The sequence below is a fragment of the Streptomyces griseosporeus genome, from assembly GCF_014656055.1.
GTDB classification, from domain to species: Bacteria; Actinomycetota; Actinomycetes; order Streptomycetales; family Streptomycetaceae; genus Streptomyces; species Streptomyces griseosporeus.
Genome location: NZ_BNBR01000006.1, coordinates 165,891 through 189,111 on the forward strand (window position 1 = coordinate 165,891; position 23,221 = coordinate 189,111).

19 protein-coding genes are annotated in these 23,221 nt (G+C 72.0%); 5 read left to right on the forward strand and 14 right to left on the reverse strand.

Annotated elements, in window-relative coordinates:
• Window positions 1-47 precede the first annotated feature (47 nt).
• Genes galK through galT form a run of 3 tightly spaced genes read right to left on the reverse strand, consistent with a single transcriptional unit; the run spans window position 48 to window position 3,228 of the window.
• Window positions 48-1,202, reverse strand: a complete 1,155-nt coding sequence (gene galK / locus IE308_RS27335; protein ID WP_190219963.1) for a galactokinase — start codon at window positions 1,200-1,202, stop codon at window positions 48-50.
• Window positions 1,202-2,170 (reverse strand): UDP-glucose 4-epimerase GalE, encoded by a 969-nt coding sequence (gene galE / locus IE308_RS27340; protein ID WP_190219964.1) that lies wholly within the window; start codon window positions 2,168-2,170, stop codon window positions 1,202-1,204. The genes galK and galE overlap by 1 nt, the downstream gene beginning before the upstream one ends.
• Window positions 2,167-3,228 (reverse strand): galactose-1-phosphate uridylyltransferase, encoded by a 1,062-nt coding sequence (galT, locus tag IE308_RS27345; RefSeq protein WP_190219965.1) that lies wholly within the window; start codon window positions 3,226-3,228, stop codon window positions 2,167-2,169. Before galT ends, galE begins: the two co-directional genes overlap by 4 nt.
• A gap of 189 nt (window positions 3,229-3,417) precedes the next feature.
• Between galT and IE308_RS27350 the strand changes: the two genes are divergently transcribed.
• Together IE308_RS27350 and IE308_RS27355 are read left to right on the forward strand one after the other, a co-directional pair.
• The gene (locus tag IE308_RS27350; protein ID WP_190219966.1) at window positions 3,418-5,106 is read left to right on the forward strand and encodes a sodium:solute symporter family protein; all 1,689 of its coding nucleotides are present in this window, start codon (window positions 3,418-3,420) and stop codon (window positions 5,104-5,106) included.
• A gap of 20 nt (window positions 5,107-5,126) precedes the next feature.
• Entirely contained in the window at window positions 5,127-5,459 is a 333-nt protein-coding gene (locus tag IE308_RS27355) for a hypothetical protein (protein WP_110628682.1), read from the forward strand.
• A 135-nt stretch (window positions 5,460-5,594) separates the two neighbouring features.
• On the opposite strand, the gene IE308_RS27360 is transcribed toward IE308_RS27355, so the two are convergent.
• The 4 genes from IE308_RS27360 to IE308_RS27375 form a co-directional block, all read right to left on the reverse strand.
• Window positions 5,595-6,281 carry a helix-turn-helix transcriptional regulator gene (locus tag IE308_RS27360; RefSeq protein WP_110628683.1) on the reverse strand — a complete coding sequence of 229 codons (687 nt, stop codon included), beginning with the start codon at window positions 6,279-6,281 and terminating at the stop codon, window positions 5,595-5,597.
• A 254-nt stretch (window positions 6,282-6,535) separates the two neighbouring features.
• Entirely contained in the window at window positions 6,536-8,425 is a 1,890-nt protein-coding gene (locus tag IE308_RS27365) for an outer membrane protein assembly factor BamB family protein (protein WP_190219967.1), read from the reverse strand.
• A gap of 62 nt (window positions 8,426-8,487) precedes the next feature.
• Window positions 8,488-10,311, reverse strand: coding sequence for an outer membrane protein assembly factor BamB family protein (locus IE308_RS27370; protein ID WP_190219968.1), 1,824 nt, complete (start codon window positions 10,309-10,311; stop codon window positions 8,488-8,490).
• Between the two features lie 246 nt (window positions 10,312-10,557).
• A complete protein-coding gene (locus IE308_RS27375) occupies window positions 10,558-12,372 on the reverse strand; it encodes an ABC-F family ATP-binding cassette domain-containing protein (protein ID WP_190219969.1) in 1,815 nt (604 codons plus the stop codon).
• Between the two features lie 156 nt (window positions 12,373-12,528).
• Here IE308_RS27375 and IE308_RS27380 point away from each other — a divergent pair, with 156 nt between their 5' ends.
• Window positions 12,529-13,122 (forward strand): Uma2 family endonuclease, encoded by a 594-nt coding sequence (locus IE308_RS27380; RefSeq protein WP_190219970.1) that lies wholly within the window; start codon window positions 12,529-12,531, stop codon window positions 13,120-13,122.
• 3 nt (window positions 13,123-13,125) lie between these two features.
• Here the strand turns inward: IE308_RS27380 and IE308_RS27385 are convergent, their stop codons facing one another.
• From IE308_RS27385 to rsmI, 6 genes are all read right to left on the reverse strand, one after another.
• Window positions 13,126-14,019 carry a 4-(cytidine 5'-diphospho)-2-C-methyl-D-erythritol kinase gene (locus IE308_RS27385; protein WP_190219971.1) on the reverse strand — a complete coding sequence of 298 codons (894 nt, stop codon included), beginning with the start codon at window positions 14,017-14,019 and terminating at the stop codon, window positions 13,126-13,128.
• Window positions 14,016-14,888 carry a 16S rRNA (adenine(1518)-N(6)/adenine(1519)-N(6))-dimethyltransferase RsmA gene (rsmA, locus tag IE308_RS27390; RefSeq protein WP_190219972.1) on the reverse strand — a complete coding sequence of 291 codons (873 nt, stop codon included), beginning with the start codon at window positions 14,886-14,888 and terminating at the stop codon, window positions 14,016-14,018. The genes IE308_RS27385 and rsmA overlap by 4 nt, the downstream gene beginning before the upstream one ends.
• Window positions 14,889-14,938: 50 nt before the next feature.
• The gene (locus IE308_RS27395; RefSeq protein WP_190219973.1) at window positions 14,939-16,393 is read right to left on the reverse strand and encodes a resuscitation-promoting factor; all 1,455 of its coding nucleotides are present in this window, start codon (window positions 16,391-16,393) and stop codon (window positions 14,939-14,941) included.
• A gap of 127 nt (window positions 16,394-16,520) precedes the next feature.
• Window positions 16,521-17,390, reverse strand: coding sequence for a TatD family hydrolase (locus IE308_RS27400; protein ID WP_110628691.1), 870 nt, complete (start codon window positions 17,388-17,390; stop codon window positions 16,521-16,523).
• 72 nt (window positions 17,391-17,462) lie between these two features.
• A complete protein-coding gene (locus IE308_RS27405) occupies window positions 17,463-17,864 on the reverse strand; it encodes a hypothetical protein (protein ID WP_110628692.1) in 402 nt (133 codons plus the stop codon).
• A gap of 266 nt (window positions 17,865-18,130) precedes the next feature.
• Window positions 18,131-18,979, reverse strand: coding sequence for a 16S rRNA (cytidine(1402)-2'-O)-methyltransferase (rsmI, locus tag IE308_RS27410; RefSeq protein WP_110628693.1), 849 nt, complete (start codon window positions 18,977-18,979; stop codon window positions 18,131-18,133).
• Between the two features lie 107 nt (window positions 18,980-19,086).
• Here rsmI and IE308_RS27415 point away from each other — a divergent pair, with 107 nt between their 5' ends.
• The gene (locus tag IE308_RS27415; RefSeq protein WP_190219974.1) at window positions 19,087-20,829 is read left to right on the forward strand and encodes a dolichyl-phosphate-mannose--protein mannosyltransferase; all 1,743 of its coding nucleotides are present in this window, start codon (window positions 19,087-19,089) and stop codon (window positions 20,827-20,829) included.
• A gap of 65 nt (window positions 20,830-20,894) precedes the next feature.
• Here IE308_RS27415 and IE308_RS27420 read toward each other — a convergent pair whose 3' ends face one another.
• Window positions 20,895-21,284 carry a peptidoglycan-binding domain-containing protein gene (locus tag IE308_RS27420; protein ID WP_190219975.1) on the reverse strand — a complete coding sequence of 130 codons (390 nt, stop codon included), beginning with the start codon at window positions 21,282-21,284 and terminating at the stop codon, window positions 20,895-20,897.
• A 243-nt stretch (window positions 21,285-21,527) separates the two neighbouring features.
• On the opposite strand from IE308_RS27420, the gene IE308_RS27425 reads away from it, so the two are divergent.
• Window positions 21,528-23,159, forward strand: coding sequence for a penicillin-binding transpeptidase domain-containing protein (locus IE308_RS27425; RefSeq protein ID WP_190219976.1), 1,632 nt, complete (start codon window positions 21,528-21,530; stop codon window positions 23,157-23,159).
• Window positions 23,160-23,221: the final 62 nt, after the last annotated feature.

Below are 23,221 nucleotides of genomic sequence, written 5' to 3' on the forward strand. Positions count from 1 at the left end.
TCGGCCCCGCACGCGGGACGCGCGGGGCCGACAGGGGCCGGCGAAGGTCAGACCAGCCGCCGCGCCCCGGCCGCCGGTACCGCCTCGAAGACGCGGGGGGCCGTGAACCCCGCTGTCGCGAAGGCCTTTTCCACCGCCTTCGTCACCGGTTCCACGTCCGCCTCCTCCAGCAGCACGATCGCCGAGCCGCCGAAGCCGCCGCCGGTCATGCGGGCGCCCAGGGCGCCGGAGGCCATCGCCGTGTCGACGACCAGGTCCAGCTCCGGGCAGGAGATGCGGAAGTCGTCGCGCAGGGAGGTGTGGCCCTCTACGAGGACCGGGCCGATCGCGCGCGTGTCGCCGGAGGACAACAAGGACACCACCCGCTCCACCCGGTGGTTCTCCGTGACGATGTGGCGGACCAGGCGGCGGACCTCCTCCTCGTCGCCCAGGCGGGCCAGCGCCGCGTCCAGGTCGTCGTAGGCGACGTCCCGCAGCGCGTCCACGCCGAGGAGCGCGGCGCCCTTCTCGCAGCCGGCGCGGCGCTTGCCGTACTCGCCCTCGCTGTGGGAGTGCTTGACCTGGGTGTCGACGACCAGCAGCCGCATGCCCTCGGCCGCCAGGTCGAAGGGGATCTGCCGCTGGGACAGGTCGCGGGTGTCGAGGAACAGGGCGTGGCCGGCCTCGCAGCAGGCGGAGGCGGTCTGGTCCATGATGCCGACGGGCGCGCCGACGTAGACGTTCTCCGCGCGCTGGCACAGGCGGGCCAGCTGCCAGCCGCGCAGGCCCAGTTCGTACAGGTCGTTCAGGGCGAGCGCGACCACGACCTCCAGCGCCGCCGACGACGACAGGCCCGCGCCCGCCGGGACGGTGGAGGCGAGGTGGATGTCGGCGCCGGTGACCGGGTGGCCGGCCTCCCGCAGCGCCCAGACCACGCCCGCCGGGTACGCCGTCCAGGACTTGTCCGACTCGGGGGCGAGGTCGGCGACGCGGAGTTCGGCGACGCCGCCCTCGATGTCCGCCGAGTGCAGGCGCAGCACCCCGTCCTCGCGGCGCGACACGGCGGCGATCGCCGTGTGCGGCAGGGCGAACGGCATGACGAAGCCGTCGTTGTAATCCGTGTGCTCGCCGATCAGGTTGACGCGGCCCGGCGCCGCCCAGACGCCGTCGGGCTCGGTTCCGTACAGCGCGGCGAAACCGTCCCGTACCTGCTGTGCCCCCACTACTGCTCCCTTGCGATGGTCTGCGTGAACTCCCACGCGTCGGCGACGATCCCCGCGAGGTCGGCGCGCGACGGGTTCCAGCCCAGCTTCTCGCGGGCCGTGGCGGCGGAGGCCACCAGCACCGCCGGGTCGCCGCCGCGGCGCGGGGCGACCACCTCGGGGATGGGGTGGCCGGTGACCTGGCGGACGGTCTCGATGACCTCGCGGACGGAGAAGCCGTTGCCGTTGCCGAGGTTGCAGATCAGGTGCTCGCCGGGCTGCGCGGCCTGCAGGGCGAGCAGGTGGGCCTCGGCCAGGTCGGCGACGTGGATGTAGTCGCGGACGCAGGTGCCGTCCGGGGTCGGGTAGTCGTCGCCGTAGACGGAGATCGCGTCGCGGCGGCCCTGGGCGACCTGGAGGACGAGCGGGATGAGGTGCGACTCGGGGTTGTGCCGCTCGCCGTACGCGCCGTACGCGCCGGCGACGTTGAAGTAGCGCAGGGAGACCGCGCCCAGCCCGTGCGCCGCGGCCTCGCCGGTGATCATGTGGTCGACGGCGAGCTTGGAGGCGCCGTACGGCGAGGTGGGCGCCGTCGGGTCGGCCTCGGTGATGGGCGTGTTGACGGGCTCGCCGTAGGTGGCGGCCGTCGAGGAGAAGACGAGCGTGCGCACGCCGGCCTCGCGCATCGCGCCGAGCAGCGCCATGGTGCCGCCGACGTTGTTGTCCCAGTACTTCTCGGGCTTCACCACGGACTCGCCGACCTGGGAGAACGCGGCGAAGTGCAGCACGGCGTCGAAGGAGGGGTCGAGCCACTTGGCGGCGTCGCGGATGTCGCCCTCGACGAACGTCGCGCCCGCCGGTACGCCCTCGCGGAAGCCGGTCGACAGGTTGTCCAGGACGACGACCTCGTGGCCGGCCTCCAGCAGGTGCTGGGCCACCACGCTGCCGACGTATCCCGCTCCGCCGGTGACCAGGTACTTACCGCTCATGAACTCGCTACCTCTCGAAGTCGCTGGGCCGCGCGCTCCGGCGGCACGTCGTTGATGAAGACGCTCATGCCGGACTCGGAGCCCGCGAGGTACTTCAGCTTGCCGGACGTGCGGCGGATCGTGAAAAGTTCCAGGTGGCAGGCGAAGTCCTCGCGCACCACCCCGTCGAACTCCTCCAGCGCGCCGAAGGGCGCCTGGTGCCAGGCCGCGATGTACGGCGTGGGCGGCTCCCCTTCGCCGAAGATCCGGTCGAAGCGCCTCAACAGTTCCAGGTAGACCTTGGGGAACTCTGTGCGCGCGGCCTCGTCGAGCGCGAGCAGGTCGGGCACCCGGCGCTTGGGGTAGAGGTGCACCTCGTACGGCCAGTGCGCGGCGTACGGCACGAAGGCCGCCCAGTGTTCACCCTCCAGGACGACCCGTTCCCCGGCGAGTTCCCGCTCCAGGACGGCGTCGAAGAGGTTCTCCCCGCCGGTGGCCTCCTTGTGCGCGGCCACTTGGCGCAGCATCAGCGCGGTGCGCGGGGTGGTGAAGGGGTAGGCGTAGATCTGCCCGTGCGGGTGCTGGAGGGTCACGCCGATCTCGGCACCCCGGTTCTCGAAACAGAACACCTGCTCGACGGAGGGCAGATGCGACAGCTCCGACGTCCGGTCGGTCCAGGCGTCCAGGACCAGCCGGGCCTGCTCCTCGCTCAGGCCGGCGAAGGAGGCGGTGTGGTCGGAGGTGAAGCAGACGACCTCGCACCGGCCGGAGTCGCCGGCCAGCGAGGGGAAGCGGTTCTCGAAGACGACGACGTCGTACGAGGAGTCCGGGATCTCGCTGAGGCGGTCGCCGTCGGACGGGCACAGCGGGCACTCGTCGGCCGGCGGGTGGTAGGTGCGCCCCTGCCGGTGCGAGGCCACGGCCACGGCGTCGCCGAGCAGCACGTCGTGCCGTACCTCGGAGGTGGTGACCGTCGGGTCCAGCGGGCGGCGGTCGACCGCGTCCCGCACCCGGTCGTCGCGCAGGTCGTAGTAGATGAGCTCGCGACCGTCCGCCAGCCGGGTAGACGTCTTCTTCACGCCGGACTCCTCGATGCCCCGCACCCAATCACTCAACACAATCAAACATAACACACCACAACCCATCAGCCCTGGGAAGGGGGGCGTGCATCACAATCCAACAAAGAACCCCAACAGAAGTGTTCAAAAAATAAACGCGGAGGCGTAGGTTCCGCTCCGGATCAGTTCGCGCAACGAAGCGAGTGCTTAATGCAGACCCCCACACACCCCACATATCTGGCGGCAGAGCTACGGCTCCCCACGAACTGGCTCGACTACACGATCCTCGCGATCTACTTCGTCGTGGTCCTGGGCATCGGCTTCGCGGCCCGCCGCTCGGTGAAGACGAGCCTCGACTTCTTCCTGTCCGGGCGCTCGCTGCCCGCCTGGGTCACCGGCCTGGCCTTCATCGCCGCCAACCTCGGCGCCACCGAGATCCTCGGCATGGCCGCCAACAGCGCCCAGTACGGCGTCTACACCACGCACTGGTACTGGATCGGCGCCATCCCCGCGATGGTCTTCCTCGGCCTGGTGATGATGCCGTTCTACTACGGCTCCAAGGTGCGCTCGGTGCCGGAGTTCCTGCTCCTGCGCTTCGACAGGGCCGCCCACCTGCTGAGTTCGATCCTGTTCGCCTTCGCGGCCATCCTGATCGCCGGCGTCAACCTGTACGCCCTCGCGATCGTCGTCGAGGCGCTGCTCGGCTGGCCGCAGTGGGTGGCCATCGTCGTCGCCGGCTTCTTCGTCCTCGCGTACATCACCCTCGGCGGCCTGTCCTCGGCCATCTACAACGAGGTCCTGCAGTTCTTCGTCATCCTCGCCGCGCTCATCCCGATCACCGTCCTCGGTCTGAAGAAGGTCGGCGGCTGGGACGGCCTGAGCGACTCCCTGTCCAAGACGCACGGCGACAACTTCATGACCGCCTGGGGCGGCACCGGCATCGGCAGCGACAACCCGCTCGGCGCCAACTGGCTGACCATCGTCCTCGGCCTCGGCTTCGTGCTGTCCTTCGGCTACTGGACGACCAACTTCGCCGAGGTGCAGCGCGCCCTGTCCGCGAAGAACCTCTCCGCCGCCCAGCGCACGCCGCTGATCGCCGCCTTCCCGAAGATCTTCATCGTCTTCCTGGTGATGATCCCCGGCCTGGTCGCCGCCGTCCTGGTGCCGAAGATCGGCACGTCCGGCTCGGACCTGCAGTACAACGACGCCATCCCGTACCTGATGGAACAACTGCTGCCCAACGGCGTCCTCGGCATCGCCGTCACCGGCCTGCTCGCCGCGTTCATGGCGGGCATGGCGGCCAACGTGTCGTCCTTCAACACCGTGTTCACCACCGACATCTGGGCGAAGTACGTGGTGAAGGGCCGCGAGGACGGCTACTACGTGCGCTTCGGCCGCCTCATCACCGCGATCGGTGTGCTCGCCTCGGTCGGCACGGCGTTCCTCGCGTCGTCGTTCTCGAACATCATGGCCTACCTCCAGACGCTGTTCTCCTTCTTCAACGTCCCGATGTTCGTCGTCTTCATCATCGGCATGTTCTGGAAGCGGGCCTCGGTGAAGTCCGGGTTCTGGGGCCTGATCGCGGGCACGACCGTCGCGATGCTGAACTACTTCTGGATCTACAAGCAGGGCGTCATCGACATCCCCTCCGACCAGGGCGCCAACTTCGTCTCCGCGATCGCGGGCTTCGTCGCGGGCGCGGTGGTCATGGTGGCGGTGTCGCTGTTCACCGCGCCGAAGCCGGCCGCGGAACTGCAGGGCCTGGTCTACGGCACCCGCTCCCCCGGCATGTCCGAGCCACCCGCCGCGGGCGACGACGCCTGGTACCGCAAGCCGGCCCTGCTGGGCTGGGGAGCCGTCGTCCTCGCCGCCGCCTGCTACATCCCGTTCTCGTTCTGACGCGGGAGTATGGAGAGACCATGAGTGAGCAACACCCCGAGCGTCACGGCTACTCGGAGGAGGACGTCCTGCGGGAGGTCTCCGAGCTGCAGACCAAGTCCGCGACCGCCGCGCGCCTGTTCGACATCCGCCGGATCATCGGCGGCCTGTTCGTGCTCTACGGCGTCATCGTCACGATCACCGGGCTGACCGACTCCGACGCCACGATCGACAAGGCCCAGGGCGTCAACATCAACCTGTGGACCGGCCTGGGCATGCTGCTGCTCGGCCTGTTCTTCCTGGCCTGGCTGAAACTGCGGCCTGCGGCTCCGCCGCCGCCGGATGTCCTGCCGGACGAGAAGCCGACGGACTGAACAGCCTCCACGGGCAGTGCCCGCCCCCGGTGCCGGTGCGGGCCGGGGGTGGGTCACGCGGCCCGGCGCTTGCGGGGTGCCGCTGCGCCCACCCGTGCCGCCCCTAGCGGCACGACTGCCCGCAGCTACGCCGTTCTAAGGCCGTTCGTCCCCCCGTACCGACCCCGCCCGTTCCAGCAACCCCGTCCGGGCCGCCAGCGCCGCCGCCTCCAGGCGTGAGCCCACCCCCAGCTTCATCAGCACCCGCTGCACATGCGTCCGTGCCGTCGACGGCGCGATGCCCATGCCCGCCGCGATCACCCGCGTGTCCTCCCCGTCCGCGACCCGCACCAGCACCTCCACCTCCCGCGGCGTCAGCATCTGCAGCAGCCGCTGCCCCTCGTCGTCCGGCTGGGCGGCGGGGTTCAGCAGCTCCGCGAAGGCCCCCTGCAGCAGCGCCGGCGCCACCGCCGCCTCCCCTGCCCGCGCCTTCATGATCGCCCGCTCGACGCCCTCGATGCGCTCGTCGTGCCGCACATAGCCGCAGGCCCCGGCCGCGAACGCCGCCGCGATACCGCGCGGGCTCGGCACCGGGCCCAGCACCAGCACGGCCACCTGCGGCCGCTCCCGCTTGATCTTCACCACCGGGTCGAAGATGCCCGGCTCGGCCGGTGTCGCCGTACCCAGCAGGCACACCTCCGGCGCGCGGGCGATCACCAGCTCGGCCGCCCCCGCGGCCGGCGCCGCCGCCGCGAGCACCCGGTGCCCCCGCAGCTTCAACGCCGAGGCCAGCGCCTCGGCGAGCAGTCGGTGGTCGTCGACCACCATCAGCCGCACTCCCACAGAGAACCCCCCAGTCCCCCCATTGGCTGCCCACTATGGATGTCCACGGGCCCATGGACAGAGGGCCCCCCGGCGCCTCCGTCCTTCATGCCCCCGGAAGCTACACGCTAGTTCGACATCGCGCTCCCCCTACGCGACAGAAGTGCCCCGGATCGCCGATATTCCTCGCATTCGAGGGTGATGCACGATACGTGAAAGGCCCCCCTCCTGAACAGGGCGTTCAGGAGAGGGGCCCACACCGGCGCACGCGCTCGCTACTGCGCCGTGAAACCGATCGCCGTATACACCTTCTGGTCCGCCGAGTAGGGCTTGCTGATCAGGTCCTTGCCCATGAACAGCCGCCCGTTGCCGTACAGCAGCTCCGCCGACGTCGGCACCATCGAGCTGACCGCGCTCTGCACGGAGTCCGTCGCCGGGGTCTCCAGCAGCAGGGTCTCCTTGCCGGACGCGCCGTCCGCGGACACCACCTGGTCACCCTTGTCGTACGGGCCTTCCTTGTACGCCAGGACGTTCCCGCCGTCCATGCGCAGCGGGAAGATCGTGTAGCCGTCGCCCGCGTCGATGCGGACCCCGCTGGGCTTGCCCGTGGCCAGGTCGAACGCGACGATCTCGTTGGTCCGGCTGAACTCGCCCGAGCCGTCGTGCTCCCTGGTCGGCACGTACAGCTTGCCGTTGCCGACGACGACGCCCTTGCAGCCGTCGTACTTGCCGATCTCGCAGCGGTGGTTGTACTTGCCGTCCTCCAGGCCGATCTTGTAGAGCAGCTTGCCGGAGTCGTCCAGGGAGAAGACGTCCGTGGCGCCGGAGGCGGTGATGTCGGCGGAGTCGACGCCGACGACGACCGGCTTGGTGGAGATCACCTTGGCGTTGTCGATGCCGGCGGGCAGCTTGTACGACCACTTCACCGCGCCGGTCTTCGGGTTGAGCAGCTGGATCTCGTACCGCTCGTCGTCGAGGCTGCCGCAGCGGCGGACCGCGACGAGCTGCTCGCCGCCCGCGTACCCGGCGTCCTCGCACTCGCCGACCTTGGGCTGCCACAGCACCTTGCCGGAGGTGAGGTCGAAGGCCGCGCCGCCGTTGTAGCCGCCGCCGACGGCGACGGTGGTGCCGGAGATGCTGACCTCGCCGAAGGCCACCTTGGTGCCGCTGGCGGCGATGTTCTTCGTCCACACCGCCTTGCCGGTGGCGACGTTGAACGCCGTGACCTCCGTGCAGGACTCGTGGTCGCCCTGGGCGTTGCGCTTGCGCTCCTCGGTCAGCACCACGGCGATGCCGCCGGCGCCGACCTGGTCGGAGCCCGCGCAGGTCTGCCCGGTCAGCGGCAGCGTCCACTTCTTCGCGCCCGAGTCCGGGTCGTAGCCGGTGATCTCGTTGACGCCGGCCTTGGCGTACACCGCGTCGGTCAGCCAGGAGCCCTCGACGCTGTCGATCTGCTTGTCCCTCACCGCGGGTGCGGGGATCTGGAAGGCGACCTTGGCGGAGGTGTTCGCCGGGACCTTCTCGGAGCCCTTGGAGGTGCCGCCGCCCGAACCGCCGGTGCCGCCCTTCTCGTCGCCGCCCCCGGTGCCGCCGCTGGAGGAGGCGGTGGTGTCCTTGTCGTCGTCGCCGGAGGAGCTCGCGTACCAGACGCCGCCGCCGATGATCAGGGCGATCGCCACGACCGCCGCGACGATGATCGCCACCTGGGCGTTGAACTTGCCCCCGCCGCCCGCGGACTGCGGCTGCATGGGGACGGTCGGCGGCTGGTAGCCGTAGCCGGGCTGCTGGCCCGGGTAGCCGTACCCGGGCTGGGTGGGCGGCTGCGCCGGCTGGCCGTACGGCCCCGGCTGCTGACCGGGGTAGCCGTACCCGGGCGGCGCCTGCGGGGCGCCCATCGGCGGGGGCGGCGTCTGGGGCGCGTCCATCGGCGGGGGCGGCGGCGTCTGCGGGGCGGTCTGCGGGTAGCCGTAGGCGGGCTGGGGCGGCTGCGGGGCCTGCGGCTGCTGGGGCGCCGGCGGCTGCTGCTGGGGCGCCTGCGGGTAGCCGTAGCCCGGCTGCGGGGGCTGGGCCGGGGCCTTGTTCAGGTCCGGCTGCTGGGGCTGCGGCGGGCCGAAGCCTCCCTGCTGCGGGGGCTGGTTCGGCGGCGGGGGCGGCGGCTGGGTCATCGGTCGACTACCTCAAGAAGCTGAGCGGTGGGGAACAGGGACGGAAGGCCGGGCGACGCGGCTCACTTGCCGAAGGCGAGCATCAGCTTCTCCTTCGCCTCGTCGTTGCCGCTCAGCCGGGTGCTGGAGATGTAGAACCGCCCGCCGGCCCAGTCGGCCGTCCAGCTGTAGAAGCCGTGCTCGATCTCCGCGGTGCTCTCCGGGTTCTGCAGCAGCTTCGCCGGGGTGTGGGTGGTGCCGGCCACCGGGATCGCCACGACCTGGCCGCCCGCGTCGTACGACGCCTCCACGTACGCGACGAGCTTGCCGCCCTCGACGCGCATCGGGTACATCGACGCGTCCGACGGGGACTTCACCCGCCACTTCTCCTTGCCGGTGGCGAGGCTGATGGCGACGACCTCGTTGGCCCCGGTGGTGGCGTCGGTGGGCAGGTACAGCGTGTCGGCGTCAGCGGCCGTGCCGAAGCAGCCGCGCAGGTCGCGTTCGAAGACGGCCCAGGTGCAGTTGGGCGCGAAGTGCTCGTTGACGCTCACCTGCGAGCGGAACGTGCCGTCCGGCTTGATGGTGGCGATGTTCCACTGGTTCTTGTCGTCGTTCTCGCTGTAGATCACCAGCGGGTCGATGGAGTAGACCCGCTTGACCTCCCAGCCCTTGTCCAGCTTCTGCGTCCACAGCACCCGGCCGGTCTTCGGGTCGAGCGCCTGCAGCTCCTCGTGCTCGGTGGGCTTGGTGGCGTCGCAGCTCGCGAGGGACACCAGGCGGTTCGGGCCGCCCGCGAAGGCCTCCGGGAAGCAGGCGCTGCCGTACTTCTTCTTGTCGTAGAGCTTCTTGCCGGTGCGCACGTCGTACGCGGTGCCGGACTGCGAGCGGCCCACCATCAGCGTGTCGCCGGCGATGCTCAGCTCCACGTCGCGGGCGCTGTCGAACAGCCCGCCCTCCTCGATCTCGGCGGTCCAGCCCTTCTGGCCGGTGGCGAGGTCGATCTGCTGGAGCTGGTTGCACTTGGCGCGGTCGCTGGCGCCGTTCATGTACGCCACGACGACCTTGTCGTCGGAGGTCCTGTCACGGGTGATCGCGCAGATCTTCTGCGGGAAGGTGACGGGGTCCCAGGTGGGCCTGCCGTCCCCGACGTTGTAGGCGACGACCTGCTTGTACGCCGCCTTCGCCACCGTCTTGCCGGTGATCCACATGCCGGGCGCGTCGGCGCCGGAGCGGGGCACGTCGGGTGCCGTCTTGTACCAGAGCACCCGGGACTCACCCGGCTGGCGGCCCGCGTTGAGGTCCTCGGGGTCGTCGCCGCCGTCGCCGCCGCCGTCGCCCGGGTCGACCGGGGAGCCGGAGCCCTTGGGGTCGTCGGTGTGCTGGGCGACCGGCTTCTTCGGGTCCTTGTCGTCCCCGCCGGAGGTCACGGCGAAGACGGTGCCGCCGATCACCAGCAGCGCGGCCACGGCGGCGCCGATGACGAGGGCGGGCCTGCCCTTGAAGGGGTTGCGGGAGCCGGAGCCGCCGGCCGGTGCGCCGGGCGCGCCGGGGAACTGCGGCTGCTGCGGGTAGCCGTACCCCGGCTGCTGCCCGTAGGGGCCGGGCTGGCCGTACGGGCCCGGCTGTTGGCCGTACGGGCCGGGCTGCTGGCCGGGTGCGGCGTACGGTCCGGAGGCGGGGGGCGGGGTGCCGTAGGGGCCGGGCTGCGGCTGGCCGTAGGGGCCGGGCTGCTGTGGGTAGCCGTACCCGGGCTGCGGGGGTCCGGCGGGCGGGGCCTGCGGGGGCTGGGCCGGGGGCTGGGGGGCGCCGAAGCCGCCGGGCGGCTGCTGGGGCGGCTGGTTCGGCGGTGCTCCGAACCCGCCCTGCGGCGGCTGGTTGGGCGGCTGGTTGGGCGGCTGAGTCATCAGCGTCTCCCCCTCGTTCACTGATTTTTAGCCACGCCCTGAGATACGCGATGCAGTACGCGGTGGACCCAGAGTCGTTCTCAGACAGTTTTTCGGGCAGTTGTCACGACAGTTCTCAGCGGCCCTTTCTATCACCCGCCGCCGACAGCACACGGGGCCGCGTCCTCCCCTGTTCCCAAGGGAGAACCGGCCCGTGATGCCGCTGTTACGCGCCTTCACGCCGCCTTCACGGCGTGCGCCGCCGGCCTACGCGTCCTCGGCCAGTTCCAGCCAGCGCATCTCCAGTTCCTCGCGCTGCCCGGCGAGTTCGCGCAGTTCGGCGTCGAGTTCGGCGACCTTCGCGAAGTCGGTGGCCTGTTCGGCGATCTGCGCGTGCAGCCTGGTCTCCTTCTCGGAGATCTTGTCCAGCTGGCGCTCGATCTTCTGGAGTTCCTTCTTCGCGGCGCGCTGGTCGGCGGCGCTCTTCCCGGCGCCGGTCTCGGCGGCCGGCTTCTGCGCGGCGGGGGCCGCTGCGGCCGCGGCCTCCTCCATGCGCTGACGGCGCTCCAGGTACTCGTCGATGCCGCGCGGCAGCATCCGCAGCGTGCCGTCGCCGAGGAGGGCGAACACGCGGTCGGTGGTGCGCTCGACGAAGAACCGGTCGTGGGAGATGACGATCATCGAGCCGGGCCAGCCGTCGAGGACGTCCTCCAGCTGGGTCAGCGTCTCGATGTCGAGGTCGTTGGTGGGCTCGTCGAGGAAGAGGACGTTGGGCTCGTCCATGAGCAGGCGCAGCAGTTGCAGCCGGCGCCGCTCACCGCCGGAGAGGTCGCCGACCGGCGTCCACTGCTTCTCCTTGTTGAAGCCGAACGTCTCGCAGAGCTGACCGGCCGTCATCTCGCGGCCCTTGCCCAGGTCGACGCGCTCACGGACCTGCTGCACGGCCTGCAGCACCCGCCAGGTGGGGTCGAGTTCGGCGACCTCCTGCGAGAGGTAGGCCAGCTTCACCGTCCTGCCGACGGCGATCCGGCCGCCGGCCGGCTGGGTCTCGCCCTCGGTGCGGGCGGCCTCGGCCATCGCCCGCAGGAGGGAGGTCTTGCCGGCGCCGTTGACGCCGACCAGACCGATGCGGTCGCCGGGGCCGAGCTGCCAGGTGACGTGCTTGAGCAGCACCTTGGGGCCGGCCTGGACGGTCACGTCCTCCAGGTCGAACACGGTCTTGCCGAGCCGGGAGGAGGCGAACTTCATCAGCTCGCTGCTGTCGCGGGGCGGCGGCACGTCCGCGATCAGCTCGTTGGCGGCCTCCACGCGGAAGCGCGGCTTGGAGGTGCGGGCCGGGGCGCCGCGGCGCAGCCACGCCAGCTCCTTGCGGACCAGGTTCTGCCGCTTGGCCTCCTCGGTCGCGGCGATCCGCTCCCGCTCGGCGCGCGCGAAGACGTAGTCGGAGTAGCCGCCCTCGTACTCGTGGACGTCGCCGCGCTGCACGTCCCACATGCGGGTGCAGACCTGGTCGAGGAACCAGCGGTCGTGGGTGACGCAGACGAGGGCCGAGCGGCGGTTCTGCAGGTGCCGGGCGAGCCAGGCGATGCCCTCGACGTCGAGGTGGTTGGTGGGCTCGTCGAGGACGATCAGGTCCTGTTCCTCGATGAGCAGTTTGGCCAGCGCGATGCGGCGCCGCTCACCGCCGGAGAGCGGGCCGATGACGGTGTCGAGGCCCTTGGGGAAGCCGGGCAGGTCGAGCCCGCCGAACAGCCCGGTGAGCACGTCGCGGACCTTGGCGTTGCCCGCCCACTCGTGGTCGGCCATGTCCCGGATGACCTCGTGCCGGACGGTGGCCTCGGGGTCGAGGGAGTCGTGCTGGGTGAGCACGCCCATGCGCAGGCCGCCGGAGTGCGTGACGCGCCCGGTGTCGGCCTCCTCCAGCTTGGCGAGCATGCGGATCAGGGTGGTCTTGCCGTCGCCGTTGCGGCCCACGACGCCGATCCGGTCCCCTTCGGACACGCCGAGCGACACGCCGTCGAGGAGGGCACGGGTGCCGTACACCTTGCTGACGTTCTCGACATTGACCAGGTTGACGGCCATTTCACTCCTGCCCGGGGGATGGATCAGCCTTCAAGGGTAGGCCCTGCGGGGTAGCGGACGGCGCGCGAGGGGGCGGTCACTCTTTGTGATGACGTAATCGGGACCCGGCCGCTACCGTGGAGGGCAGGCAGCAGGATCCCGTCCATGGGAGGAACCATGAGCGCCGAGTCCGTGAAGCACCGAGTCCAGTGGCCGGTGCCGCCGCAGGACGGCTACACCGTGGACGACCTGTTCACGCTGCCCGATCTCCCGCCGCACACCGAGCTGATCGACGGGAGTCTGGTTTTCGTGAGTCCGCAGCGCTACTTTCACTTCGCCACGATCGACCTGCTGGTGAGCGGGCTGCGCAGCACGATGCCATCGGACTTCAAAGTCGCGCGTGAGATGACGGTCGTGCTGGATCGACGCAACGGCCCCGAACCGGACATCTGCGTGGTCCGGAAGGAAGCCCTCATCGACCGACGTCAGACCCACTTCAAGGCGGCGGACGTCGTGCTCGCCGTCGAGGTGGTCTCACCGGACTCCGAGTCCCGCGACCGTGACACCAAGCCGCACAAGTACGCCGCAGCCGGTATCCCCCACTTCTGGCTGGTCGAGATGGCCGGCCAGGATGACCACCCTGTGGTCCAGGTGCACGAACGCGCCGAGTCCACCGGCACGTACGTACTGACCGGCATCTACCACAACCAGGTCAAGGTCGGCGTGCCTTACGACATCGACATCGACCTGACCGCCATCGACAGCCTCTGAGCCTCAGACCACCGTTGCCCCCGCCACCGCCCCCGACGCCACCCGCACGCTCCGGCACGTCCCGGACGCCCGCAGCGCCTCCGCCACCGCATCGGCGGAGGCGCTGTCGCGTACGAGGAACGCCGTCGTCGGACCGGAGCCCGAGACCAGGGACGTCAGGGCGCCTGCCGCCTCGCCCGCAGCGAGGGTGGCGGACAGCTCGGGGTAGAGGGACAGCGCGGCCGGCTGGAGGTCGTTGGTGACGGCCGCCGCGAGGGCGTCGGCGTCGCCCTCGGCCAGGGCGTCCAGGACGTCGTCGGAGGCGACCGGCTCGGGGATGTCCCGGCCCTCGGCCAGCCGGTCGAACTCGCGGAACACCGCCGGCGTCGACAGGCCGCGCTCGGCCACCGCGAACACCCAGTGGAAGGTGCCCCCGACCTCCAGCGGCGTCAGCTTCTCGCCCCGCCCGGTGCCCAGCGCCGCCCCGCCGACCAGGCTGAACGGCACGTCACTGCCCAACTCGGCGCAGATGTCCAGCAGTTCCGCGCGGGAGGCGTGCGTGCCCCACAGCGCGTCGCACGCCACCAGCGCCGCCGCGCCGTCCGCGCTGCCGCCCGCCATGCCGCCGGCGACCGGGATGTCCTTGGCGATGTGCAGGTGGACGGCGGGCTCACGGCCGTACCGCTCGGCGAGGGCGAGGGCCGCGCGGGCGGCGAGGTTGGTGCGGTCCAGGGGGACCTGGCCGGCGTCCGGGCCCGCGCAGGTGATCCGCAGCTCCTCGGCGGGGGTGGCGGTCACCTCGTCGTACAGCCCGACCGCGAGGAAGACGTTGGCGAGGTCGTGGAAGCCGTCGGGGCGTGCGGCGCCCACGGCGAGCTGGACGTTGACCTTGGCGGGGACGCGGACGGTGACGCTCACGGGGCCGTGGGCTCCTTGTGCTCGGCGATGCGGGCGAACTCCTCGACGGTCAGGGCCTCGCCGCGGGCCTGCGGGGAGACGCCCGCGGCGACGAGCGCGGCCTCGGCGGCGGCCGCGGAGCCCGCCCAGCCGGCCAGCGCTGCGCGCAGCGTCTTGCGGCGCTGGGCGAAGGCCGCGTCGACGACGGCGAAGACCTCCGCCTTCGACGCGGTCGTCTTGAGCGGCTCGGTGCGGCGGACCAGGGAGACGAGCCCGCTGTCGACGTTGGGCGCCGGCCAGAACACGTTCCGCCCGATGGCGCCGGCCCGCTTCACCTCGGCGTACCAGTTCGCCTTCACGGACGGCACGCCGTACACCTTCGAGCCGGGCCCGGCGGCGAGCCGATCGGCGACCTCGGACTGCACCATGACGAGGGTGCGCTCGATGGTCGGGAAGGTGTCGAGCATGTGCAGCAGGACCGGCACGGCCACGTTGTACGGCAGGTTCGCGACCAGCGCGGTGGGCGGCGGGCCGGGCAGCCCGGTGACGTGCATGGCGTCGGAGTGCACCAGCGCGAACCGGTCGGCGCGCTCCGGCATCCGGGCGGCGATCGTCGCGGGCAGCGCGGCGGCGAGCACGTCGTCGATCTCGACGGCCGTGACCCGGTCGGCCACCTCCAGCAGGGCGAGGGTGAGGGAGCCCAGCCCCGGGCCGACCTCGACGACCACGTCGTCGGGGCGCACCTCGGCGGTGCGGACGATCCGGCGGACCGTGTTCGCGTCGATGACGAAGTTCTGGCCGCGCTGCTTGGTGGGACGCACGCCGAGGGCCGCCGCGAGTTCACGGATGTCGGCGGGGCCCAGCAGGGCGTCGGGGGTGGGGCTGCTCACGGGACAAGGGTACGGGGACGAGCCGACCGCGCCGGACGCCCCGAGGCCGCTCACCCGTGCAGGCGGGCGCCGCAGTGCGGCCAGGGGCTCGCGCCGCGGCGCATGTAGAGCTTCTTCGCGCGGTACGTCTGCTCGGCGGCCGGCGCGTCCTGGGGCCGCCCGCTGCCGCCGAGGCTGTGCCAGGTCCGCGTGTCGAACTGGTAGAGGCCGCCGTACGTGCCGGAGGGGTCGACCGCGTCCGGCCGCCCGCCGGACTCGCACGCGGCGAGGCCCTGCCAGTTCAGGTCGTCGGCACCGCCCGCGGAGGCGGGCAGCGGCTTGGTGCCGACCTTCACCACCTGGGTGCGCGGCGCGCGCACCAGCTCGCTGCCGGTGCGTCGCGGTTTCTGCCGTACGCCGTTGACGGTCCGCAGGGCGTAGGTGACCCGGCGCAGCCCGGGGCGGCCGGCCTGTTCGATCACTTCGGTGCCCTTGAACAGGGTGGGGTCGTCCGTGCGCCGCACCTCGAAGGGGATCGCCTCCTCCCGGGTCTCCTTGGACGCGCTGATCCGCAGCACGGTGACCGTCTGTCCCTCGCGCGGGAAGCTGCCGGGCGCCACCGAGGTGGTGTCCTGCCCGCGCAGGGTGACGCCGGCCTCCTCGACGGCCTCGCGGACGGTGGCGGCGTTGGTGCGGATGGTGCGGGCGCGGCCGTCTGCCATGACCGTGACCGTGCGTTCGGTGCGCACGTCGAGGGCGAGGCCCTCGCGTCCGATGGGCAGGGAGCGCGAGGTGGACAGGTACGCGCCCTCCGCGCGCACGCCGAGCTGCCGGAGCGCGCCCTCCACGGTGTGGGCCGTGGTCCACACCTCGCGCCGCTGCCCGTCGAGGGTGAGGCGTACGGGGCGGCCGTAGCGGACGACGACCTCGTCGCCGCTGGCGAGTTCCTCGTCGGGGCCGGGCGCGACGACGTCGTGCGCCCCGACGTGGACGCCCTCCTCGGCGAGCAGGTCGCTGACGTCGTCGGCGAAGGTGTGCAGGGTGCGCGGCCGGCCCCCGTCGACGCTCAGCTCGATGGCCTTGTCCTTGGCGACGAAGGCGGTGGTGCCGCCGGCCAGGAAGGCGACGACCAGGGCCTGGGGCAGCAGGCGGCGCACGGAGCCGTCCGCGCGTTCGGGGTGGCGCGCCCTGCGCCGGCGGGCGGCGCGCCCGCCGGTTCCGGCGCGCACCGCGGGCGCGGGCACGTCCGTCGCCTCGCCCGGCCCGCCCGGGCCCCAGCCCTGGCGGGGCAGGGTCGCGTCGGCCTGCGTGTCGTGGGCGCGGGGGGCCTCGTACGCGTAGGAGGCCGCGTGGTCGTCGTAGGCCTCGCGGCCGTCATACGCCCCGGGGGCCTCGTAGGAGGACCGGTAGGGGTCGGTGTACGGCTCGCCGTAGCCGATGGTCTCCGCGGTGTGCGGGTCGAAGGGGACGTACGTCCGCGTGTACGCCTCCGCGTACGCCTGCTCGTAGTAGTGCGAGTTGCTCACGCCGACACGCTCCAGGGGTGCGGGGATCCGGGTCGTCCGCAGGGTCCGATCGGGCCCCCAGAACCTAGCGGAGCGGCCGTCACTCTCCAAAGCGGCACGACCACGGAGCGTTGTCGGCGGGCGGGTGTCAGTAGCCGAAGGCGCGGGCGGTGTTGGCGGCGAGCGCGGTGGCCAGCGTGTCCTCGTCGGTGCCGCGCACGGCGGCCATCGCGCGCACGGTGACCGGGACGAGGTAGGGGGCGTTGGGCCGCCCCCGGTAGGGCGCCGGGGTCAGGAACGGGGCGTCGGTCTCCACCAGGACCAGCTCCAGCGGCGCGACGGCGAGCGCGTCGCGCAGGTTCTGGGCGTTCTTGAAGGTGACGTTGCCGGCGAAGGACATGTAGTAGCCGGCGCGGGCGCAGATCTCGGCCATGCCGGCGTCGCCCGAGTAGCAGTGGAAGACGGTCCGCTCGGGGGCGCCCTCCTCCTTCAGGACGCGCAGGACGTCGGCGTGGGCCTCGCGGTCGTGGATGACCAGGGCCTTTCCGTGCCGCTTGGCGATCTCGATGTGGGCGCGGAAGGAGTGCTCCTGCGCGGCCTTGCCCTCCTCGCCGGTGCGGAAGTAGTCCAGGCCGGTCTCGCCGACGCCCTTGACGTGCGGGAGCGCGGCGAGGCGATCGATCTCGGCGAGCGCCTCGTCGAGCGCCGCCGCGCCCCCGGCCTCCCGCTCGCCCTGCCGGGACCAGCCGTCGGGGTCGCCGTGGACGATGCGCGGGGCCTCGTTGGGGTGCAGGGCGACGGCCGCGTGGACGGCGTCGTACCGGGCGGCCGTCTCGGCGGCCCACTGCGAGCCGCGGACGTCGCAGCCGACCTGGACGACGGTGGTCACCCCCACGGACGCCGCCTTCGCCAGCCCCTCCTCGACCGTGCCGGACTGCATGTCGAGGTGGGTGTGCGAGTCGGCGACCGGGACCCGGAGGGGCTCCGGCAGGGGCGGGGCTTCGGCGTGGGAAGGCATGCCCCGATCCTACGGAAGGGGCACGCCCGGCCGGCGCGGGGAGCGGGGACGGCCGGCCGGCACCGGGAGCGGTCAGCCCGCCTTGCGCTGGAAGGGGTGGAGGAGGTCGGAGAGGTGCCAGTGGTGGTCCGCGGCCGGTTCCCCGGCGGCGGCCGGGGCCTCGGCGGGTCCGGCCTGCGGTGCGGGCCGGTTCCGGCCGGCTGCCGCGCGCACCGACGCCACCTGCCCGGCGCGCATGATGCGCACGACGTGGTGGTCGCAGTTGTGGCACACGGGCCGGCGCAGCGGTGAGGGCACGACCTGTCCGTCGGTGACGTAGATGACGTAGTCGTGGCCGTCGGCGTCGGTGTGGTGCTCTATCTCGTACGACTGTTCCCAGCCGTGCCCGCAGCGCATGCAGGCGAACGCGTACGACTCGTGGACGACGGCGGTGGCACCGGCCCGCAGGCCGGTCTGCTCGGTGATGTCGCTCATGCCGGCTCCTGTTTGTCCGCTGGGACGCGGGACGAACTGCGTCCCGTCCTCCAGTGGATGCCTCGACGCGGCGTGAATGCACATGTCCTGTCGAGTGTTGGAGCCGATTTGGGCGTCGCTTGCCACAAAGGCGTCAATGGCCGGAATCCCTTTGCCATTTCCGGCCGGTTTTTGCCGCGCTATGGGGCGCGCGCTCAAAGGACATGCGCCCTGCTCAGAGGCGGTTTCGCACCCCCGCGCACCCGCGCCCTACGCGCCCACGCGCCCTACGCCCCCGCCTGCTTGGCGGCGACCACCGCGTCGAAGACCTCACGCTTGGGCACCCCGGCCTCCACGGCCACCGCCGCGATCGCCTCCTTGCGGCGCTCGCCCGCCTCCTCGCGCACCCGCACGCGCCGCACCAGCTCCGCCGCGTCGACGGGCGCCGCGGCGCGCGCCGGTGCGCCCTCCACCACGACCGTGATCTCCCCGCGCACGCCCTCGGCCGCCCACTCCGCCAGCTCGGCGAGCGGGCCGCGGCGCACCTCCTCGTACGTCTTGGTCAGCTCGCGGCACACCGCCGCGCGGCGCTCGGCTCCGAACACCTCGGCCATCGCGGCGAGGGTGTCGTCGAGCCGGTGCGGCGCCTCGAAGTAGACGAGGGTGCGGCGCTCCTCGGCGACCTCGCGCAGCCGGGAGAGGCGCTCGCCGGCCTTGCGCGGCAGGAACCCCTCGAAGCAGAACCGGTCGACGGGCAGCCCGGACAGGGCGAGCGCGGTGAGCACGGCGGACGGGCCGGGAACGGCGGTGACCTTGATGTCCTGCTCGACGGCGGCGGCGACCAGCCGGTAGCCGGGGTCGGAGACGGACGGCATGCCCGCGTCGGTGACGAGCAGCACGCGCGCGCCGCCGACGAGTTCCTCGACCAGTTCGGGGGTGCGGGCGGACTCGTTGCCCTCGAAGTACGACACGACGCGCCCCTTGGGCGTCACGCCCAGCGCCTGCGTCAGCCGGCGCAGCCGCCGTGTGTCCTCGGCGGCGACCACGTCCGCGCCGGCCAGCTCCTCGGCGAGCCGGGGCGGCGCGTCCTGGATGTCGCCGATGGGGGTGCCCGCCAAAACAAGGGTTCCAGTCACGCCCCCATCCTCCCAGGGCCGGGAGTGGGCGGGGACCAACCGGTCGCATCCGGACCGGTACCGCCGGGGCACGGGACTCCCACAGACGACTTCCCTACGATGGCGCGGTGACCAGTACCGCGTCCTCCACGGACACCCGGCAGGACCAGCAGGCGCCCGATGCGCGGCCGTCGTGGCAGCAGCGGCTGCGCCGTTACGGATACTCGGCGCGGCCCGCGAGCGACGTGCGCGCCCGGCTCGTACCGCCGTTCGCCGCGCCCGGCACACGCCTGTGGCAGGCGCTGGGCGTCCCGCCGGTGCTCGCCGATCGCATCGCGCGCTGGTCCGGCTGGGGCGGCCCGCTGCTGGTGACGCTGCTGGCCGGGGTGCTGCGGTTCTGGAACCTGGGCAGCCCGCACGCGGTGATATTCGACGAGACGTACTACGCCAAGGACGCGTGGGCGATCGTCCACCACGGGTTCGAGGTCAACTGGGACAAGGACGTCAACAAGCTGATCCTCGACTCCGGCGGGCATGTGACGCTGCCGTCGGACGCGGCGTACGTCGTGCACCCGCCGGTCGGCAAGTACGTGATCGGGCTGGGCGAGCTGATGTTCGGGTTCGACCCGTTCGGCTGGCGGTTCATGACCGCGCTGCTCGGCACGCTGTCGGTGCTGATGCTGTGCCGGATCGGGCGCCGCCTGTTCCGCTCGACGTTCCTCGGCTGCCTGGCCGGGGCGCTGATGGCGGTGGACGGCCTGCACTTCGTGATGAGCCGCACCTCGCTGCTCGACGGGGTGCTGATGTTCTTCGTGCTGGCCGCGTTCGGCTGCCTGGTGGTCGACCGGGACCGGGCGCGGGAGCGGCTGGCGGCCGCGCTGCCGGCGGACGAGGACGGCCGGGTGCGCCCGGACGCGCACGTCGCCGACACGCTGTCGCTGGGCCGGCGGCCCTGGCGCTGGCTGGCGGGCCTGATGCTGGGTCTGGCGATCGGCACGAAGTGGAACGGCCTGTACGTGCTGGTGGCGTTCTGCGTGATGACCGTGCTGTGGGACGTCGCCGCGCGCCGGGTGGCCGGCGCCCGCCACCCCTACACGGCGGTGATCAAGCACGACCTGGGGCTGGCGTTCCTGGCGACGGTGCCCGTCGCGCTCGTCACCTACCTCGCCTCGTGGACCGGCTGGATCCTGTCCCCCACGGACGGCACGGGCGGCTACTACCGCAACTGGGCCGCCACGGACGGCAAGCACAGCAGCTGGTCGTGGCTGTTCCCGGACTGGTGGCGCAGCCTGTGGCACTACGAGCACGAGGTGTACGAGTTCCACCTCAACCTGCACTCGCCGCACACCTACCAGTCCAACCCGTGGAGCTGGATCGTCCTCGGGCGCCCGGTGTCGTACTTCTACGAGTCCCCGGCGCCCGGCACGGACGGCTGCCCGGCCGACGTGGGCGACAAGTGCGCGCGGGAGGTCCTCGCGCTCGGCACGCCGCTGCTGTGGTGGGCGGCGTGCTTCGCGATCGCCTACGTCCTGTGGCGCTGGTTCTTCCGCCGCGACTGGCGTGCGGGCGCGATCGCCTGCGGCATCGCGGCCGGCTACCTGCCGTGGTTCCTGTACCAGGAGCGCACGATCTTCCTCTTCTACGCCGTGGTCTTCGTGCCGTTCCTGTGCCTGGCGGTGGCGATGCTGATCGGCGCGCTCATCGGCCCACCGGGCTCGTCCGACACCCGCAGGGTGGCGGGCGCGACGGGCGCGGGCGTCCTGGTCCTGCTGATCGCCTGGAACTTCATCTACTTCTGGCCGATCTACACCGGCACGGCGATCCCGATCGACGACTGGCGGTCGCGGATGTGGCTGGATACGTGGGTCTAGCTTCGGTGCCGCTCGCCGGCGGTCGGCCCCTGCGGGCCGCCGGCGAGCGGCCCGGAGACAGTCCCTCAGCAGACCTCAGCCGTCGAGTTCGCCCAGAAGACGAGGAACGACCAGGTCTGCGCCGCGATGACGCCATCGACGGTGATGCCGGCGCAGCGCTGGAACTGCTTCGTCGCGCGGGCGGTGACCGGGCCGAAGTCCCCGTCCTCGTCCAGATCCAGTCCCGGTATCGCGTTGTTCAGGTAGCACTGGGCCTGCTGGACGGCGCGTCCTGACGAGCCGGTCTTCAGCGTCGGGCGCTGATTGGTGTAGTTGCAGACGTCGTCGGCCCCGTGGGTGATCACCCCGCTCGGCTCCGCCGCAGCCGTGACAGCGGCGCGGGACTCCGCCCGAGGGCTCGACGGCGCCGCTACGGCCGTCCCGCTGCCGAGGGCGAGGAGTGCCACAACGGTCACGCAAGGCAGCAACCGTCGCATCTGAATCATCTCCCGAAAAGCGGATCCCCTGTCTCCAGCATGCCTTTTCACCCCATTGGTCGCATCCGCTGAGCAGGGCTCAGTCCGTCCTCCCCCGCTGGTCGCGATCTCCGTTGAGCCAACATCCGGAAACGTCCCCCACAGTTGACCCTCCCGCCACTTACAGTGCGGAGGGCTGACCGTCGGGGGACGGGACGGACGGGGAAACGGGGAGGGCGCGCGATGCGCAAGGGAGTGAAGGCCGCCATAGTCGGCTCGGTGTTCGCCGTGATGGTGGGCGGGGCCGGGTACGGCGCGTACAACGTCGTGTCCGCGCTGAACGGCGACGGCGGCAGCGGGGCGAGCGGTCCGGCGCCGGTGCGGACCGGGCCGCCCGGCAGTGACGAGGTGCGGGAGACGAGCACGGCGTTCTTCGCCGCCTGGGCGAAGGGCCAGGCCGCGCAGGCCGCGTCGTACACCGACAACGCCGCGATGGCCGAGCCGCTGCTGGCGTCGTACGGGCAGAGCGCGCACATCACGGGCGTGAGGATCACACCGGGTGCGGTGAACGGGGCGAGCGTGCCGTTCAGCGTGCGGGCGACCGTGTCGTACGGGGGGAAGTCCAAGCCGCTCGCCTACAGCAGCAGCCTGCGCGTCGTGCGCGGTGTCACCACCGGGCGGGCGCTGGTGGACTGGGCGCCGTCCGTGGTGCACCCGCAGCTGAGGAACATGGACGACACGCTCGTCACCGGCGAGTCGGCCGCCCCGGCGATCGAGGCCGTGGACCGCGAGGGCAAGGTCCTGACGAAGGAGAAGTACCCCTCGCTCGGCCCCATCCTGGACGAGCTGCGCCAGAAGTACGGCGACAAGGCGGGCGGCACCCCGGCGGTGGAGCTGAGCGTCCACCACGCCGACCGGTCCACCGCCGACACCACGCTGCTCACTCTCGCCGAGGGCCGGCCCGGCAAGCTGCGCACGACGCTGAGCGCGGGCGCGCAGGCGGCGGCCGAGCGGGCCGTGAAGGACTACGCCGAGTCGTCCGTGGTGGCCGTGAAGGCGTCCACCGGTGAGGTGCTGGCGGTCGCCAACCACCGGCAGGACGGCTTCAACGCCGCGTTCCTCGGCAAGCTGGCACCCGGCTCCACCATGAAGATCATCACCGCGGCGACGCTCATCGACAACGACGTCACCACGGCGGACGGGCCGGCGCCCTGCCCGCCCGACGCGCTGTGGGAGGGGCAGACCTTCCACAACCTCAAGGGCCTGGAGCCCGACAGGAACGCGACGCTGGCGCAGAGCTTCGCCGTCTCCTGCAACACGGCCTTCATCAAGTACGTGGACGACCTGAAGACCGAGTCGCTGACCGAGGAGGCCGAGCAGCGGTTCGGGCTCGGGCGGGACAACTGGAAGACCGGCATCCCGTCCTTCGACGGTTCCGTGCCCGCCGCCGGCGGCCCGGACAAGGCGGCCAACCTGATCGGGCAGGGCCAGGTGCAGATGAGCCCGCTGAACATGGCGTCGGTGACGGCGACCGCGATGACGGGCACCTTCCGGCAGCCGGTGATCGTGCCGCAGAGCCTGGACGGCCGGGAGCTGGCCCAGGCGCGCGGGCTGTCCTCGGACACCGTGCGGCAGCTGCGCTCGATGATGAACCGCACCGCCACGACCGGCACCGCGGCCCGCGCGATGGCCGGCCTCAAGGGGAAGATCGGCGCGAAGACGGGCTCGGCGGAGGTCGACGGGCAGGCGAAGTCCAACAGCTGGTTCACCGGGTACCGCGGCGATGTCGCGGCGGCGGCGATGACGCAGGAGGGCGGTCACGGCGGGGACGCGGCCGGACCGATCGTCGCGGCGGTGCTGCGGGCGGCCGGCTGACGGGCGCGGACGCGGAAGCGGACGCGGTACAGCCGACGGCACGGCGAGGCCGAGATCACAGT